Here is an 18,201-nt window from a genome sequence, read left to right as displayed (position 1 = left end):
TCGAACGTGTACGCGTAGGTGCGGTCCAGGTAGGTGCCGTGGTTGTCGGCGTCCATCGTGCGGGCGACGTCGGACGTGCGGTTGCCGTTGGCGTCGTAGCCGATGACGTGCGAGGCGACCAGGGTGCCGTCGGACTTGGTCTCTTCCTGCCGCTCGAGCAGGCCGTCGAGGAAGTACTCGTAGGCGACGGTGTTGCCGTTCGCCTTGACCTCGGTGGCGGTCTGCCCGCGCGGGGTGTATCCGAACGTGGTGACCTTCGGGTCGGGGTCGGCCGCGGTGTCGGCGTTGCTGACCTGCTCGACCAGGTCGCGGACGTCGTAGGCGTAGGTGGCGTACTGGTCGTCGTGGTCGCGGGTGAGCGGGTTGCCGTTCTCGTCGTAGGTGTAGCTGGTGGTCTTCTGGACGACCCCGGCGGCCAGCTCCTGCACCGACAAGACCTGGTTCAGCCCGGTGTAGGCGATCTGGTAGGTGTCCACCGACGCACCCGACCCGCTATCGGTCAGCGTCACCAGGTTGCCGTTGGCGTCGTAGTCGTAGGTGAAGTCCTTGGCCTCGGTGTCGGTCTGGCCGGTGGTGTCGCGGACCAGCTTGACCGCGTCGGCGAACACCATCCCAGAGGCGGACGTCCCCACCGTGACCGTGTGCGCTCCCGCTTCGGTGAAGGCGTAGCTGCCCAGGCTGACCCACTGGCCGCCGCCCTGGGCCTGGTTCACCGTCCGGGTCGTGGTGCCGCCGGCGTGGGTGATCTCGAACGGGGCGTCGGTCGCGGCGCCGCTCACCCCGGCGGGGTGTCGCACGAACACCTCGTAGGTGCCGTCGGCGGGGATCCGCAGCGTCCAGGTGAACTTGTCGGCGCCGCCGCCGTGACCGGCGGCGTGGCGGCGGTAGTCGTAGCCCTGGAACCCGGTGCCGTCGGCGAGGACGGACCAGACTCCGGTGGCCGCGGCGTTGCCGGTGTCGCTGTTGTCGGCCAGGACCACGTGTTGCCCGACGGGGACACCGTCGTCACCGCGACCGGCCAGCTTGCCGTCGGGGAAGTACACCCACGACATCGACCGCGACGACGATCCGCCGGCGCTGGTCACCGTGCGCAGTGTCTGCTGGCCGAGCTCGTTGTAGTCGTAGGTGGTGGCGATGTCCCACGCGTCGATGGTCGAGGCGACCCAGCCGTTGTCGAAGTGCGTGTACGTGGTGGTGTTGCGGACCGTCTGGTTCTCCGACGGCGGCGCGGACACCTGGGTGAGGTTGCCGACCAGGTCGTAGGCGTAGGTGACCGACTCGGGCGTGTTGTACCGGGGGTCGGCGGAGTCGTAGGGGAACACTTGCTCGATCGGCCGGTTGAGCGCGTCGTAGACGGTCTCGTGGACGAACGCCTCCGGGTCGCCGGACTCCACGCCGCGCGGGGTGATGACCCGGGTGCGGTTGCCGGCCTCGTCGTACTCGTAGCGGGTGGTCCGGTAGGTGATGCCGCCGGCGCCGTCGTCGTCGTGCGGCACCCGGACCTCGCGTTGCAGGCCGCGCTCGTCGTAGTCGACGAGGGTGGTGTTGCCCTCTTCGTCGGTGGCCTCGGTGACCAGGCCGTCCAGGTCGTACCTGGTGGACCGCGTCTCGCCGGCGGCGTCGGTCACGCTGGTCGGCCGGTGGTTGGCGTCGTAGGCGTAGGTGGTGGTGACGTCGGCGGGGTCGGCGGTCGCGTTCTTGCGCGGGTCGACCACGGTGACGAGGTTGCCGACGGCGTCGTAGCGGTAGCTGATCTGGTGCCCGTCGGCGTTCGTCACGCTGGTCAGCTGGTAGATCGGGTCGTAGCCGTAGCGGGCGACGAAGTCGTCGGGGTCCGACGGGGTCAGGGTGCCGTTGGGCTCGGTGGCGGCCAGCAGGTTGCCGACCAGGTCGTACTCGTAGCTGCTCACCCGGGCCGGGTCACCGGCCTCGTCCGCCGGCAGGGTCGTCGTGAGCATCCGGTCGGCCGGGTCGTAGGTGTACGTGGTGACCGCGCCGTTGGGAGCGGTGGCCTCGACGACGTTGTCGTTGGCGTCGTACACCGGGGCCGGGGTGACGATGTAGACGCCGGCGTCGGCGTCCTTCGGCACCTGCGACTCGCCCGGCCGGCCGAACACGTCGTAGCCCTGCGTGCTGGTGTTGTCGTTGGCGTCGGTGACGGTCAGCACGTTGCCGCGGTCGTCATAGGTGAACTCCGTCGCCCGGGTGAGCGCGTCGACGATGCGGCCGGGGAACCCGGTCGGGCCGTAGTCACGGTACTGGGTGAGGTTGCCGTTGGCGTCGGTCGCGTCCAGCAGCTGCCCGAACCCGTCGTAGGCGTACGTGGTGGTGTAGTCGCCCGCAGTGGCCGTCGCCGTGCCCGCCGGGTCGGTCACCGACGTCAGATTGCCCACGGCGTCGTAGCCGAAGCTCCACGCCCGACCCTCCGGCGACACTTTGCCGGTCAGGTCGGCGACGTGCCCGTTCAGGTCGGTGCGGTACGACAGCGTCGTGGCCGGCGTGCCGTTCGCGTTCGCCTCGGCGTCGGTGATGGACGTCGGGTAGCCGGTGTTCGGGTCGTATGTCCAGCTGCTCCTCGCCCCGTTGTCCTCCACCAGCTGTACGACGTTGTGGTCGTCGTCCCAGGTGAGCGCGGTCGTCTCGTCCTTGGCGTTGGTCGCCGTGAGCGGGCGGCCGAACCCGTCGGTCAGATACGTCGTGGCGTTGCTCTTCGCGTCGGTGACGGTGGTGGACACCTGCGCGCCCGCCGATCCGTCGGGGTCGACGTAGGCGAACGACGTGGTGCCACCGGCGCGGTCAGTCACGCTCTGCAGCAGCCACTTGGCCTTGGGATCGGTCGTCGCCTCGAAGAAGGTGAGGTCGGTGTCGTTCCCCCGGGGGTCGATCACCTCGACCAGCTTGGTGTTCTTGTTGGTGTTGTCCGCCTCATACACGAACTGGAACGTCTTCGCCTCCGGTGTGCCGTGCCCGTCGACCATGCGCGCCAGCAGGCCCTTGTCGGTGTAGGTGAACCGCACGGTCCGCCCGGAGATGTCGGTCAGCGTCTCGACCTGGTCGATGATCTTCGGGTTCGACAGGTTCGTGCCCTGCTGGATCGCGCCGGTGTCGTCGACCCAGCTGTAGGCCTGTCCCTTGGTGAAGTAGTCGACGGTCAGGGTCTGCCGGTTCGACGGGTCGGTGATGTAGCGCAGGAACTTGATCGGCTTGTTGTTGGACTTGCGCTGCTCGTAGGTGAACAGCAACTCGTTGCCGTTCTTGTCCCGCACCGCGCTCTGATAGCCGTCGGCGTCGAAGTAGAACTGGGTACGGTCCGGGCTGGTCATCACCCAGGCGCGAGTGGGATCGGTGTCGCCGGTGCGCTGCAGATACAGGTGCACCCCGGCCGGGGAGTCGTAGTCCCAGACCGCCTCGTCGCTGCTGCCGTGCTGGTTCAGCCGGAACAGGTGCGCGGTCCCGTCGCCGTCGGTCAGCGTCACCTGGGTGGGCCAGTCCTGGCCGCGCGGATGCAGGTCCAGCGGCGTCCCCATCCGCATCAGGCTCGACGTGGCCAGCGACCAGCCGTACCCCATCGCCGACGAGGACGTGTCCAGGCTGTTGTAGCTCATCCGCACGAACGTCGACACGCCCCGCGACGGGTTCGCGAACGCGTCATAGCTGAAGACGGTGTTGCCCGCGTGCACGTTCGTCATGAGTGCCGAGCCGGCACCGGTGTTGGTGCCGCTGTACTGGTAGAACTTCTCCAACCCGAGCTGGTTCGACGTCGCGTCCTCCACCTTCGCCGACTGGTCCAGCGCCGGGATGTTCTGCGTGTCGGAGATCCACTGCCCGGTGCCCCGGTTGCGCATGTCCCACCGCAGCGTGAAGTCCTCACGCTTGTTGCTCGGCTCCAGCAGCTGCGGCGCGCGGACGGTCGCGTTCAACGTCACCGTCCCCCCAGGCGCGAGGTCGGCCGGCAACGTCGTCTCCACCCGGTTGGCCGCAGTGGTGACGTCGGTCCCGTCCGGGGCGGCCCAGTGATACGACAGCACGTGGTTCGCCGCCGTCCACGTCTCCGACGTCGTGTTCGTGACGGTGACCTCGACCGTCCGCTCCTCCCCCGCCTCGGTCCGCACGGCGGTGTCCGGAGCGTAATAGGTGCTCTCCGCGGTCTTTTCCAGGTAGGTGACCTGCAGCATCGGCCGCAGCTCGGGCTCCGAGGCCAGCTCGTTGGAGGTGAACACGCTCAGCTGGTTCGCCGCCGCCTCATCACGCGCCTTGATCAGCAACCCGAAGTTGGCGGCGAGCGGGTTGTTGACCCATTGCTGGACCAGGTCCTCGACACTCCACAGCTGCCACGACGGGGCGTTCGTCATCGCCGGCACGGAGCTGATGACGGCGGGGTCGTAATCGCCGCCCGGGGTGGTCCACGGGATCCAGGTACTGGCCCGGTTCCACGTCGCGGTGGTCTCGCTCCAGGTGCGGGTCACTCGGTGCAGGTCGAACGTCGCACCGGACCCGAACGTCAACGGCTTCCACAGCCGCAGGGTCGCGAACTGCACGGTCGCGCCCGCGGGGATCGCATCTGCCAGGTCGGGAAACTTGATCAGCGCGCGCGTGTCGCCGAACGAGCCGCCGTTGTCGCCGGCGCCCAGCCACGGCTCGCCGTCGAACACGTCGAGGTTGCTGTTCGGCGCGCCGCTGGCGAGCGTAGTATCGATCGCCTGGCCTTGCAGGTATTTTACGACCCGGCCGGCCTTGGGCAGATTGGCCAGCTGCGTGCTGGACGGCACGACGGTGCCGTCCGTGGTCTTCACCGCGACCATGTAGTAGTAGGCCTTGAGGGACAGATCCTGGCTGTCGGCGGGCGTCGGCTCCGCCGTGGTGTCGGTGAACGACGTCGTCCCCGGCGGAAGCGGCGCCACCAGCGTCGCCGCCGAGGGCGTGAACCGTTGGTCGCTCGAGCGGTGCACCTGGTACTCCACCAGGTCGCTGCCGGTATACGGCTGCCACGACAGTTCGGCCCCGGTGGAGTGGAACGTCGAGATCGGGTCGACCGTGACGCCGGGCCGCCCGTAGGTGAGGACCAGCTTCGGCCGGTTCGGCGCCCGGCCGCTGAAGGCGATCTCCGACGACTCGTAGGAGGCACCGCCCTGACCCTCGGTGAACTGGTTCGCTGCCTGCAGCGCGAAGCCGTGGTTCAGTTGCGTGCCGTCCACCCAAGTCTGCACCAGGTCACGTACGGCGAAGCTGTGCCATTGGCTGCTGGTGTTGGCGCCCTTCGTCTGCTCGGCAAACTTCGTCAGCCGGACGGCGTCGGCGACCACCGTCCGAAGCTCCGCAACCGACCCGACCGTGACCCGGTGACTGGTACCGGCGTTGAAGTCCCAGCTACCGAGCATTGCCCACACGCCGTTCGTGCCGGCGGTCTGGTCCACCGCGACGGCGGTTGTTCCGCCCGCGTGGTGCACGGTGTAGGGCGCATGGGTGGTCCGCCCGGCGCTGGCGACATAGTGCGCGTCCACCCGATACCGGCCCGATTCGGCGAGCTCCGGAACCCAGGTGTAGGTGTTGCCGGTCACCGCGGTCCGGTCGTACTGGAAGTCGTCGTTGATGCCCCACTGCGACTGTGTCGTGTCGGTCATGAACGGCCACGGACCTACCTGGCTGGTCTGGCCCACGTCGCCGTTGTCGACCAGCTCTCTCGTGTAGGCCTGCCCAGGGAAGAAGTTGGGGTATCCGGACCAGGTCACCGTGGACTCGTCCCAGGCCTGCGGTGCCCTGTAGGCCTTGATCACCACGTCGTTGGCGTTCGTGTGATACGCCTGGTCATACCAGACCCGCAGCTGCGCGGAATCGATCGGCGTCCCCGCCGGCAACCACGACACGTCGAACTTCAACAGGCTCTGCGCCGCGCCAGTGCTGTCCGTGCCGACACCGAGCTGCCAGCTCGAGCCGTAGTTCGTCGTCGGCGCCGCCTCCCGGAGCATCGCGTCCTGACCCTGCCCCGCCGTCGGCTCCAACTCGATCGTCGGGTCGATCACGACGGGATACACGCGATCTGGGTTGGCCAGCCACTCCTGGTCAGCCGTGACGGTGAGCACGATGTTCGCGCCGCGCTGTTCCACCGACTGGGTGACCTCCTCTGAGCGGACCGTCCCGATCGGCTGATCGGCGGTGTCGGTGCTGTCGAACATGAACGGCTTCGGGATCTCGAACACCGCCGGCCCCTCACCACCCGGCCGGAAGAACCCGATTGAACCGTCCTCCTGCTCGCGCGCGACGACACCGCCCATCTGCAGCTCGAACGTGAAGGTGGCCTCCTCGGGCGGCTCCTCGAGGACGATCTCCTCCTTCAGCCCGGTCGGCTCGACCCGGTACACCAGATCCGCCGTGCCGAAGACGTCTGCGTACGTGACTGAATTGCCCTCGACCGCGGGGGTGAGGTCGCGGCGCTCCCCCGCCACGCCTAGGGTGAGGTTCCGGTTTCCCACCTCGAAACGGACCAGCCGATCCGAGCTGGTGCCGAAGAAGCTGCCGAAGTTGTTCGTGCTGTTTCCGTGGCTGAAACCCTCATGATCGGCGTTTCCGATTCGTGTGTCGATGTCCTGCCACTGCCGCTGTGCATCGCGGTAATGGATCGGATCGGTGGACAGCTCCGCCTCGAACCGCCCATCGGACAGTTCGAACACCTTCGCGTTGGCCGTACGTTGCTGCGTCACCTCCCGCACCCGCTCCGCCGGCGCGGCTGGCTGACGCGCCACCGGCGCCCCCTGCGCTCGTGGAAGAGCGGCCTGAGCAGCGCCTTCGCCGGTCTCTTGCGCTTCCTCAGCGGCGGCCGGCGACGGCGTCAGGACCGCGGCCGGCGTGCCCGCCCAGAGCACCGCGGCACACACAAGAAACGTGACCAGCCGATACAGGCGCGCAGACATACGCAGCATGAACCCACCACCTTGCCATCGCGGCTACGACAACAAGGGCGCGCCACCTGCGGGGTGGGAGCAGACAGACTAGCCCCCAGCCGACGGGTACATAGCTGCTACTCGTGACATAGTCGCCCTGACTGGTCGATACCATTGCATTGCGGATCACTTATCGTCAAGACCTCTCGGGTGAACTTTGATCCGACCGCCCAAATCCGCCGCCCACCTGCCCACACCAGCAGAGCCCGCACCGACCGCCCCTTCATCGCGCCGGGCCGAGGGAGCGTGGCGTGACCCCCGTCTACGAGCGGAACTGCGAGGTGGCCCAGCCGAGGTAGCGCGGTCGCAAGGTGCCTTCGGTGAGTTCGGTCGCCTGGACGATGTAGACGCCGCCGAGCCAGCCGGTGGGTTCGTCGAGGACGTCGTTGCTCAGGCAGGCCGGCCGGCAGCCGGTCCGTCGCGGGAATCACCCTCGAGTCCAAGCTCAGCAGGCGCTCGACCACCGCGTCGCACCCGGTCTCCTCGGCGACCTCCCGGATCACCGCGTCGAACGGGTCATCCGCGTGCTCGACCTTGCCGCCCGGCGGAGTCCAGTTGGCTTCGCCCTTCGGCGGCACATGACGGGCGAGCAGCGCCCGCCCGTCCTCGATAGACGGTGACGGCGACCGGCCGTTCAGCGTGCCGATTGCCCATTGGCAGCTCCGGCTGGCCCAACATCGGCAGGGACCAATTCGCCCTCATCGAATACTCTCGCTGCGCCAACAGGAGCCGTTCGCGCAAGTGTGACTGTGCGCGGCGGGGGCCACCCACTGGGCATGAGGACGAACGGTCGAGGGCAGAAGCGGTGCTGGAACTGCGGCGCGTGGTATGAGCCGGAGACCGTCACGCAGCGGTGGTGCGGCAGACCGTGTCGCCGAGCCGCTGCTCGTCAACGGGACCGAGTGCGCCGGAAGGAGCGGCCGGCCGCGGCGCAGCTGGTCGACCGGTGGTGCGCGGGCTGCCCGACGTCGTTGGCTGGGCGCCGATCCGATGCGCGCTACTGTTCGGATCGGTGTCGAGCGCGGGCGTTCAGGGCCGCGCGGGCTAAGCGTGCGGGACAGCGTGAGGCCCCTGGTGTTGCGCGGCTGCTGGTCTGCGCGATGTGCCCGACCGTGTTCCCTGCGCGGCGATCTGATGCGCGGCATTGTTCTGATCGGTGCCGAAAGCGCGCGCAGCGTGCGCGAGCTGTTGGCGAGCGCGCGTGATCTCGATCAAGGAGCTGCACGCCGGCGACGGCTACCGCTATCTGCTCCGGGGGATCGTGGCCGACAGTGACCAGATGCCGGGCGTCTCGGCAGTGACGGCGTACTACACCGAGGCCGGCAATCCGCCCGGCCGGTGGATGGGTTCTGGGCTCGCCGGCCTCGCCGCCGGTGACGGGCTGGCGCCGGGCACCCAGGTGACTGAGGAGCAGATGGAACGGCTGTACCGCTCGGGCGCAGATCCGCTCACCGGCGCCCAGTTGGGCCGCGCGTATCGAGTGCCGAAGTCGTTCGACGAACGTGTCGCTGCCCGCGTGAGTGCCTTGCCCGCGGCGATGCCGCCGACTGAGCGGAACCGGATGGTTGAGCAGATCGAGGCGGAGGAGCGGTCGCGCCGGGTCGGGCATCCGGTGTCGGGGTTCGATGTGACGTTCTCGCCGCCGAAGTCGGTCAGCGTCATGTGGGCGCTGGCCGATCACGGGGTGCGAGAGCAGATTTACGAGGCCCACCGGGCGGCCGTGGCCGATGTGATCGCCACGATCGAGCGGGAGGTCGCCCGGACCCGGATCGGGACGAACGGTGTAGCGCAGGTCGAGACGGCCGGGGTGATCGCGGCAGCGTTCGACCATTGGGACTCCCGCGCCGGCGACCCGCAGCTGCACACCCATGTGGTGATCGCAAACCGGGTCCAGGGCCCCGGACGACAAGTGGCGAACGCTCGACTCGCGCGGATCGCTGTTCCCGGCCACGGTGGCCATGTCCGAGCTCTACGACAACCTGCTCGCCGACCATGTCACGGCCCGGCTCGGCGTCGGCTGGCGGGTGCGGGGTCAGGCCGCGAAGTCGAAGAACACCGCGTGGGAGCTCGCAACGGTGTCCGATGACCTGATCGCGGCGTTCTCCACCCGGTCCTCGAAGATCGAACGAGAGGCCGACCGGCTGATCACCGATTACCGCAAGCGGCACGGCCGGTCGCCTACTGACAAGGTCAAACTGCGGTTGCGGCAGATCGCGACATTGGCCACCCGCCCGGCCAAGGAGATCCGCACTCTCAGCGAAATGGCGAACGACTGGCGCGACCGCGCAGCTGCTGTGGTCGGTCAGGACGCGCTTACCTGGATGCGGACGGCGATCGAGAAGGCGACCGCACCGTGACGTCGAGCTGTTGCGGGTCGACGACTTGGCAGTCCCCGACCATGTTTCGCCCAGCGTGCCAGGCACTGCGACGACGTCGGAGATGGAGAAGCTCGCGAGGGCCGCATACACCGAGTTGGCGACCGAACGGACCACGTGGAAGACCTGGAATATACGGGCCGCCGCAGCGCGCGCGGCGATGGAACACCGCATGGTGACCGCCGACGAGCGGGAGAAATTGATCGCCGCGGTCAGCGCGAGGGTCGCGGAGATGTCGGTCGAGCTGACCCCATCGGTGACCGCCTTCACCCCGGCAGCGTTTACCCGCGCTGACGGGACGTCGATGTTCGTGCGCACCCACGCAGGGTTGTTCACCTCCGCAGAGGTCCTGGCCGCGGAGGAACGGCTGCTGGCGGCGGCTCGCTCCGTCGACGCCGCCACTGTCAGCAGCGAGTCGGTGGAACGGGTCCTCGCAGCGCCGACAGCGGACGGATACTTCCTCACCGACGACCAGGCCGACGCTGTCCGCGACATCACCGCGAGCGGCCGACGTGTCGACGTCCTAGTGGGCCCTGCCGGTGCCGGGAAGACCACCACGCTGACCGCGCTCCGGGCGACGTGGGAACTCGAACACGGCGAGGGATCGCTGATCGGGTTGGCACCCTCCGCGGCGGCCGCGAAAGTCTTGGCCGACTCCCTGGGCGTCGCGACGGACAACGCCGCGAAGTGGTTGCACGAGGCGGCCCGGCTACCCGACACCGGCAAGGAGATCGCCCACCTGGCCGACGTGCTGCAGCTACTCGACGCGGAGGATCCGGAATGGCGTCAACGCTTGGCGCAGTCCGGCGACGTGACCGAGCGGGCCGCCGAATGGGCGGCGTTCGTCGGCGCCGACCAGGCCCACGCGTGGACGGCGGAGCGGGGCCGCACCGTCGTGGCCAAGAGGCTGGAGAAGCTCCGTGTAGACGAGCAGCGTTGGACTTTCCGTCCGGGGCAGCTAGTGGTGATCGACGAGGCATCGCTTGCCGGAACGCTCGCCGTTGACGACCTCGTTAGCCGTGCCACACATGCCGGCGCGAAGGTGCTCCTGGTCGGCGACTGGGCGCAACTGGCGTCGGTGGACGCCGGCGGCGGCTTCGGCATGCTTGTCCGCGACCGCGGCGATGGACTCGCACCAGAGCTGACCGGGGTGCGCCGGTTCACGCACAAGTGGGAGCGCATTGCCAGCATGCAGCTGCGAGTCGGGGACATCGCGGCGCTCGACGCCTACGACAAGCACGGGCGGCTGATCGGCGGTGGCGGTGAGGACATGCTGGACGCCGCCTACCGCTCGTGGCGTCGCGACGAGCTGGCCGGACTCCAGTCGCTACTGATCGCCGGCGACAGCACAACAGTGACCGACCTCAACCGCCGCGCCCGCGCGGACCGAGTCGCGACCGGTGAGGTCGAGGACGACGGCGTGAGCCTGCGCGACGGCACCATCGCCGCTGTCGGCGACCGCGTCATCACCCGGAACAACCAGCGGCGCTTGGCCGTCGGCACCGGCTGGGTGAAGAACGGCGACACCTGGCACGTTCAGGCCGTTCATCGGGACGGCTCGCTGACCGTGAGGCGAGCGAAGGGCAACGGCACGATCACGCTGCCGGCCGCGTATGTGGCCGACCACGTCGAACCGGCCTACGCGGTCACAGCGCACCGCGCCCAGGGCGCGACGGTGGACACCGCGCACGCTTTGGTGACCGGGGCAACGATGATGCGCGAGATCCTCTACGTCGCCATGACACGCGCACGGGCGAGCAACACCGCCTACGTGGTGACCGACCTCGACGAGGAAGCGCGGCACCTGCGCGACGCTGACGATCCCGCCCCGACCGCCCGCTCCGTGCTCACCACCGTCCTGCGCCGCCAGGGCGCGGCGCTCTCGGCCCGGGAGACCGCACGGCTCGAGACCGACAAGGCGCTGTCGATCGGGCAGCTCGCGGCGGAGTACGACACGCTGTATCGCGCCGCCGTCACCGACCGGCAAGCCACGCTCCTGCTGGCCTGCGGGGTACAGCCGACCGACGTCGCCGACTCAGAGCACCTCGTGGCGCTCGCCGCCGCGGTGCACCGCGCCGACGCCCACGGCCTGAAACCGGACACCGTGCTGCCTAAGCTCGCCGCCGCGAAACCGATTCCGGCCGAAGCCGACCCCGTGCGGGTGCTCGCCGCTCGGGTCGCACGGTGGACCGACCATGCCACGGAGACCGCACCCAGCATCGTCCGGCGCCAGCGTCGGCTGATCGCCGGCCTCGTACCGGCCGCCGACGGCGTCACCGACCCAGAGATACAGCGGGCACTGGGCGAGCGAGAGGCGCTGCTCGAGGAACGGGCCGCGGAGATCGCCAGACGTGCGATCAACGAGCGCGCGGCGTGGCTACGGACTCTCGGCCCGGAGCCCGCCACCGCGGCCGAGCAGACCCAGTGGCGCCGGTGCGTCGAGGTCATCGCCGCCTACCGCGAACGCCACGACATCACCGACACCGCATCCCCGATCGGCGACCCCGGCTTTGACTGGACACAGCGACACGACTACCGGCAGGCCGCAAAGGCGGTCCAAGCAGCCCAGCAGCTTGCCGGCGTGCTCAAGGACCCGCCCGCCCGGCAGCAGGCCGCGCAGCATCACCAGCCACAGCAGAGCACCGGACGGAGCTTCTGAACCGCCCTTGGACAGTCACAGACGTGTGGAGGGGCAGGGCGGGAAGCTCCCGCCCTGCCCATCTGCACGCACAAGTCAGATGGACACCGGATCGACAGGAGCAACCGCGGCACGACGTGCCGATCCTGCGGGTCTCCCAGCAGGTGGTGCTAAGCGGAAGATCGTCGTCCTGACCGCCGAATCGGATACCGATGACGAGGCCACATGCGACTGGCTGTCCGATCCGGAGCGGACAGCGCAACGTGACCGTTCCCACCCTGGTGCGCCGTGCGGGCGACCTGCTGCATCGGTGCCCTGCCGTCGACATCGTCGAAGCGATCCACGGCTCGGAACTGCAGATCGATCCCGGCATGGGCACCACATCGCCGGGGAGCTGTGGTCCGGCGCGTTACCTCCCCAGAAACAGCTCGATGACGGGGACGGCGACGTTGGGCCGCTGGATCGGTAGCTCCAGCGTGAGGTCGTCCGGTGAGGTGCGCAGCGCATGGTGGGTGCCGGCGCCCTCGTCGTGCGGGACCAGCCGGATCTCGGAGGCGTCGTTCAGCAGTTGGGCGTGGCGGACCTTGCCCGCCAGGCCGGGCAGGTGCAGGTGCTTGAACGGCCAGGAGAACACGTGCAGGTAGAGCCGGTCGCCGCGTTGGGTGTAGCGGCAGTCAGCCGGGGGCCGGTACACGCTGGCGCCGGCGTCGTGGATGGAGCGGCTGTGCAGCCGCATCCATCGGCCGATCTCGGCCAGTGTGTCCAGCGCTCGCGGCTCCAGCTCGCCGCGGCCGTTCGGGCCGACGTTGAGCAGCAGGTTGCCGTCCTTCGCGACGGTGTCGACCAGGAGCTTGATCAGCAGCTCCGGCGACTTCCAGTCGAGGTTGTCGCGGTGGTACCCCCAGCTGCCGTTCAGGGTCTGGCAGGCCTCCCACGTCACCGGGACGCCGTCGACGACGATGGGCGCCACCGGCTGGTACTGCTCAGGGGTGACGAAGTCGGCGGCCCCGGGGACGTCGAGTCGGTCGTTGATCAACGCGCGCGGCGCCAGCCGCCGCACAAGCGCGATGAGGTCGTCGGACCGCCAGTCTGCGCGCCCCTTGCCGCCCACCAGCGGCCGGCCCTGGGCGTCGCGACGGTTCGGGTAGGAGAAGTCGAACCACATGGTGTCGACCGGCGCGTATCGGGTGAGCAGCTCCTCGACCTGCCCGTGCAGGTAGTCCGCGTAGCGCGAGACGTCGCGGCCGTCCTGCTCGACGCCGTCGCGGCCCAGGTCCGGGTGGAGCCCGTCGAGCGGAAAGTCCGGCTGCTGCCAGTCCAGCAGCGAGTGGTAGAACCCGACGCCCAGCCCTTCGCGCCGGAAGGCGTCGGCGATGGGTCCGACGAGGTCCTTGCCGCAGGGCGTGGAGCGCACCGAGTAGTCGGTCAGCTCGGAGTCCCATAGGCAGAAGCCGTCGTGGTGCTTGGTGGTGAGCACCATGTACCGCATGCCCGCGTCGCGCGCGGCCCGGGCCCAGACCGACGGGTCGAACAGGTCGGGATCGAACCGGTCCAGATAGGGCTGGTACTGCTCGCGGCTGAGCCGTTCGCGGTTGCGCACCCACTCGTGCCGCGCGGCGAGGGCGTACACGCCCCAGTGGATGAACATCCCGAAGCGCTGCCGCCGGAACTCCTCCAAACGGGCCGGATCGGCTGCGGTCATGACCATCTCCTTCGGTATCGGGTTCAGTGCGCGCCGAGGACGGCGGCCTGGCGGACCAGCAGGGCGGCGTGGTCGGGCGAGACCACGCCGTCGCCGGCCGCCTCGACCGCCGCAACGTAGTCGGACAGGGCCGACGACCGCCCGGTCCGGCGGCCGCGCGACTCGTACCGCTCGGCCGAGTCGAGTGTGGTGACGAGCCGGCGGGTCAGCGCGTGGTCGGTGACGAACTCCTCGGTGTTGGCGCGCAGGACGGGGAACGACACGTCGAGGACGAATTGCTGGGACCCGCGGGTGACCCGCACGGACGAGCCGTTGGCCGCCGGGAACGCCGGGTTGCTGCCGAACTGCCAGACGTCGGTGACGCCGCCGGGCCAGGCCACCTCGGCGCCGGCGTGGTCGGAGGTGACGGTGGGCAGCGGGTCGCCCGCGCGGTGCGGGTACAGCAACACCCGGTACCGCGGCTCGACGGTGGTCGTGCGGGCCCGGAGCTTGAAGCAGCGGCCCCAATTCTGCCCGTTGTCGGTGCGGTGCCGGCGGAAACGTCTCGGCCGTCAGCGTCACCGCCGCCGGGCTGAGCACCCGGATCAGGCAGCGCGGCGCGTTCGTGGCCGCCGGCACCCGCGTCCAGCCGGCCGGCGCCGGCAGGTCGGACAGCCGCACCAGCACGCTCCCGGCGGGGAACGACGTCGGCGGCACCGGTCCCGTGGGGTCGAAGCCGTCGGGCGCGACCAGCAGCGCGGCGTGCTTGATGACGCCGCGGGGGGTGAACACCGCGGTGTGCGCACCCGCCGTCAGCGCCGTCGGGGTGTCGGCGGTGTTCATCGAGATCGGCAACCAGTGCGGCTGCGCCGCGTCGCCGCTGCTCGGGTGCTCCGCGCCACCGGCGTCGCGCGGCGCGGCGCCGTCGAGTGCCATCGACGTCTTCCAGGTGCCGTTGACCGGCGCGGTGTGCTCCCGGCCGGCCAGCACCCAGAACCGGTAGTCGCCGGCCGTCGCGACGGTGAACGGGACCGACAGCGGCTGCGCGCCGGACTCGTTGGACTGCAGGAACGGGCCGACGTCGACCTGCTCGAGCAGCCAGCTCGACGCGTCCGCCTGGGTGATCTTCGTTCCGAGCGGGACCAGCGCCTCCCACGAGTACTGGTGCGCGGCGTCGTCCTTGCGGATGTCGTCGCTGACGACGGCATAGGTGTGCGCGCCGCGGACCAGCGTCCCGGTGCGAAAGGCGCGCTGCACGGGGTTGTAGGGGTACGACCACTCGCCGTTGACCTGCACCCAGCCGGTCTCGCCGTCGGGCGGCGCGGCCTCGCACCGCCAGTCGTAGGCGTCCTTGGCGTCGCCCATGATGCCCGCGGCCCAGCCGGCGTCGTCCTGCGCGAGGACGTGGCCCTGCTGCGGGAAGTAGCCCTCGGCCTTGCCGTCGACGAAGACCAGGTTGTGGCCGGTGTCGAACGGGAACCAGGCGGCCGCGTCCATGATCCAGACGCGGCCCTTGCCGTTGAGCGTGAACGAGTTGCGGTCGGCGTGCGCATGGGACGCGCCGAACATCGCCTGGTCGCACTGGAACTGGAAGTACACGTCGTCGGTACCCCAGTCCTCGCGCAGGTAGGCCAGGCCGCTGCGCAGGAAGAACTGGCTGGGCGCCAGGCCGAGGGACGGCGCCGTGAGCGCGAGGTCGGACGGTTCCAGCTCGCTGGCCCACAGCACCGCGCTCAGGTGGTCGGCCTGCTGCGCCGGCGCCTGGACATAGTTCGTGTACACCCACCGCATGAGCGGGTCGTCCGGGAGGGCCAGCCGCAGGAAGTAGTAGACGGCCGGCACGCCGGTCCAGAAGTCGCGGGTGTCCTGCAGCGCGCCCCAGTCGCCGCCCCAGGGGTACATGTCGGCGGTCCACCACCGCGGGACCTTGCTCAGGTGCGGGTGCGTCAGGATCGGCTCGCCGCGCTTGGCCATCGCCGCTGCGAAGTAGGACCCCTGCCACATTCCGTAGGCGAAGTAGTGCAGCAGCTCCAGCGGCGCGCCCTCGGAGCCGATGCCGTGCTGGAGGAAGTCGCTCATGCTGGCGGCGGCCTTGTCGTACCACTGCTCCTTGTAGCCGGGCTCGCCCTCGATGGCGAGCGCCGCGGGCCCGAAGGCGCCCATGCCGTGCGACACCCAGTTGTCATCGCGCTGCGCGGAGGCGCCGGGCTTGAAACCGTAGACGGCGTCCTGGAGCCGGGTCTCGTAGGCGGTGACGCGGTCGACCAGCCACTGCCGGGCGGTGGCGCGCCGGGTGGCGTCCATCAGGGGCGCCAGCCAGTCGTAGGCCAGCGCGGGGCCCTGGGACGTCCGGCTGAAGTCGGGCGTGGGCGCGGGCGGGATCTTCGCCAGCCAGGTGTCGAAGGCGCGCACGGCCTTGCCGGCAATGATCTCGTCCTCGCCGACCAGAGCGACCAGAGCGGAGCCTGCGATCGCCTTGGCCAGCGTCTCCTGCTCCGCCCCCGAGAGGGTTTCGTTCTGCTCCAGCCGTTTGAGCAGGAGACTCACCCCGGTCGGAGCCGCTCCGTTCGGTGGCACGTCACCCAGCGTCGACGCGACCCGGGTCAGTGCGTCGAACGCCGCCTTGGCCCGGCCGATCGTCACTCGCTGACGCAGGTGCGGAAGCTCGGACGGGCTGATCACGATGCGCGGGTGCACGCCGTCGGCGGGCGGCGGTGCGAATCCGTACGGCGGATCGACGAGGGGGGCGCCCGCCGCGGTGCGCAGCAGGCCGGACGGGACGGCGGCAACGCCGGCGGCCGCCGCGGAGAGCTGGAGGAAACGCCGTCTGTCGAGGGGTCTCATGTTCGGTACCTCCGGGGGTGAGTGGATCAGCTGTCGAGGCGTTCGAGGGCGTCCTGGAACTCGCGGCGCATTGCGTCACCGCCGCCGGAGCGCCACCGGTCGCGCCACTCCTCCAGCTCGTCGAGCGAGCGCTGGCCGGTGACGATGCCGGTCTCGTAGTCGTTGTTGAGCTGGCCCAGCGCCGCGCCCTGGCGGATCGCGGTGTCGGAGATGAGGCCGGTGACGGGGTTCGGCGCCGACGACCGCACGACCGTCTCCATGGCGCCCTGGGCGAGCCGCGCGTCGGCCTGCGCGCCGGGGAAGTAGAACAGCGTCTCGCGCACCTGGGTGAGGTAGGGGACCGGCGCCTCGGTGGGCGCCTGGTCCGGCGGCACCGGTACCAGCTGGCCGGAGTCCTCGAACGTCACCTGCCGGCCCTCGAGGCCGTAGTTGACCAGCACGTACTCCTCACTGCCGAACGGGGCGGACCAGTAGTCGATGACGCCGAGCAGCTCGTGCAGGCGCTCGTCGTCCTTGGCCGCCTCGGCGGAGATCGCGGCCATCCCGTAGTAGCCGCGCTGTTCGTACGTGAGCGGGTCACCGCCGTCGTGGCCGGGCGGCGTCAGCGGCTGCACGTCCGAGCCGGGGTCGCCGGCCAGCGTGCCGGGACGGCGCAGCGCGAACTGCGCGTTGAGACTGCCGGCGTAGAAGCCGGTCTGGCCGGACTGGAGCAGGTCGATGGCGCGGGTGTAGGTGTCGCCGCCGATGGTGGCGTCGGGATGGTAGACGCCGGCCTTGAACTCCTCGATGTGGAACTCCAGGGCCGCGCGGTACTCGTCGCTCTCGACGTAGTGGGTGAGGGTGCCGTCCTCCTCCAGCCGCCACTCGTTGGGCACCCGGAACATCTGCCGGACGAAGCCGGCGTCGAGCACAGCCGCGCCCCAGCTCTGCCCGGAGCCGCGTGGGCTGCCCTTCGAGAACGCCGTCATCAGCTCCAGGTACTCGGCGGCGTCGGCCGGCGGCTCCGGGAAGCCCAGCGCCGCGGCCCAGTCGGCCCGGTACAGCGCGACGGAGTTGTTCAGCAGCGGGATGCCGCGCGGGACGCCGTAGAGCACGCCCTCGACGGCGCAGTTGCGCCAGGCGTAGCTCGGCAGCTGCGCGAGGTTCGGGTAGGCGCTGACGCCGTCGCCGCCGAGCACGTCGGAGAGGTCCGCGAAGGCGCCCTGCTGGAAGTAGCTGACCGCGGCCGGCACGGTCTCGGTGTTCACCCAGGTGATGTCCGGGATCGAGCCGCCGGCCAGCACGGTCGCAAGCTTGTTCTCGTAGGAGCCGATGGGCGTGTAGGTCGGCTCCAGCGTCACGTTGAGGCCGCGCTGGAACGCCTGGAACACCTCACTGCCCTGCAGGTCGTCGGGCGGCGCGGTGAACAGCGGATGCAACGAGGTGACGGTGCCGCCGCGGCCGGGCGGCTGCGCGACGCTCTTGAACGGCGGCAGCGGGAACTGCTCGTACGCCGGCAGCACGCCGGGCACGTCGCTGACGGTCGCGCCGGCCAGGTCGCGCGGCGGCGCGAAGTCGGGCAGCGTGAGGCCGCCCTCGGCGCCCGGCGTGCTGCTGGCGGGGCCGGAGCCGCCGCTGGAGCAGGCCGAGAGCAGGTACGCGCCGGCGCCGAGCCCGGCGAGACCGCCGAGGAAGCGGCGCCGGTTCAGTCCGGCGCTCGGAAGGGGTCGCGAGGTGGTCATGGTC

General features: G+C 70.0%; 3 protein-coding genes and 3 pseudogenes. 2 read left to right on the top strand and 4 right to left on the bottom strand.

Annotation, left to right across the window (positions count from 1 at the left end):
* On the bottom strand, nucleotides 1-6,740 hold a 6,740-nt coding region (locus tag E1262_RS25425), incomplete at its 3' end, for a golvesin C-terminal-like domain-containing protein (RefSeq protein ID WP_162606077.1).
* 584 nt (nucleotides 6,741-7,324) lie between these two features.
* A pseudogene (locus E1262_RS32240) lies at nucleotides 7,325-7,576 on the bottom strand (NUDIX domain-containing protein); the annotation flags it as partial.
* Between the two features lie 518 nt (nucleotides 7,577-8,094).
* Between E1262_RS32240 and mobF the strand changes: the two are divergent.
* Nucleotides 8,095-9,295 (top strand): annotated as a pseudogene (gene mobF / locus E1262_RS25415) (MobF family relaxase).
* Nucleotides 9,296-9,773: 478 nt separating this feature from the next.
* A pseudogene (locus tag E1262_RS32290) lies at nucleotides 9,774-11,972 on the top strand (ATP-dependent DNA helicase); the annotation flags it as partial.
* A gap of 388 nt (nucleotides 11,973-12,360) precedes the next feature.
* On the opposite strand, the gene E1262_RS32225 reads toward E1262_RS32290, so the two are convergent.
* Both E1262_RS32225 and E1262_RS25395 read right to left on the bottom strand, forming a co-directional pair.
* Nucleotides 12,361-13,653 (bottom strand): alpha-L-fucosidase, encoded by a 1,293-nt coding sequence (locus tag E1262_RS32225; protein WP_132106915.1) that lies wholly within the window; start codon nucleotides 13,651-13,653, stop codon nucleotides 12,361-12,363.
* A gap of 2,849 nt (nucleotides 13,654-16,502) precedes the next feature.
* Entirely contained in the window at nucleotides 16,503-18,197 is a 1,695-nt protein-coding gene (locus tag E1262_RS25395; protein WP_132106903.1) for an extracellular solute-binding protein, read from the bottom strand.
* Between the last annotated feature and the right edge of the window lie 4 nt (nucleotides 18,198-18,201).

Origin of the sequence: Jiangella aurantiaca, from assembly GCF_004349105.1 — a bacterium.
Taxonomy (GTDB): Bacteria; Actinomycetota; Actinomycetes; order Jiangellales; family Jiangellaceae; genus Jiangella; species Jiangella aurantiaca.
Note: the sequence above shows the minus strand (reverse complement) of the source record. Positions and strands in the feature narration are given on the sequence as shown.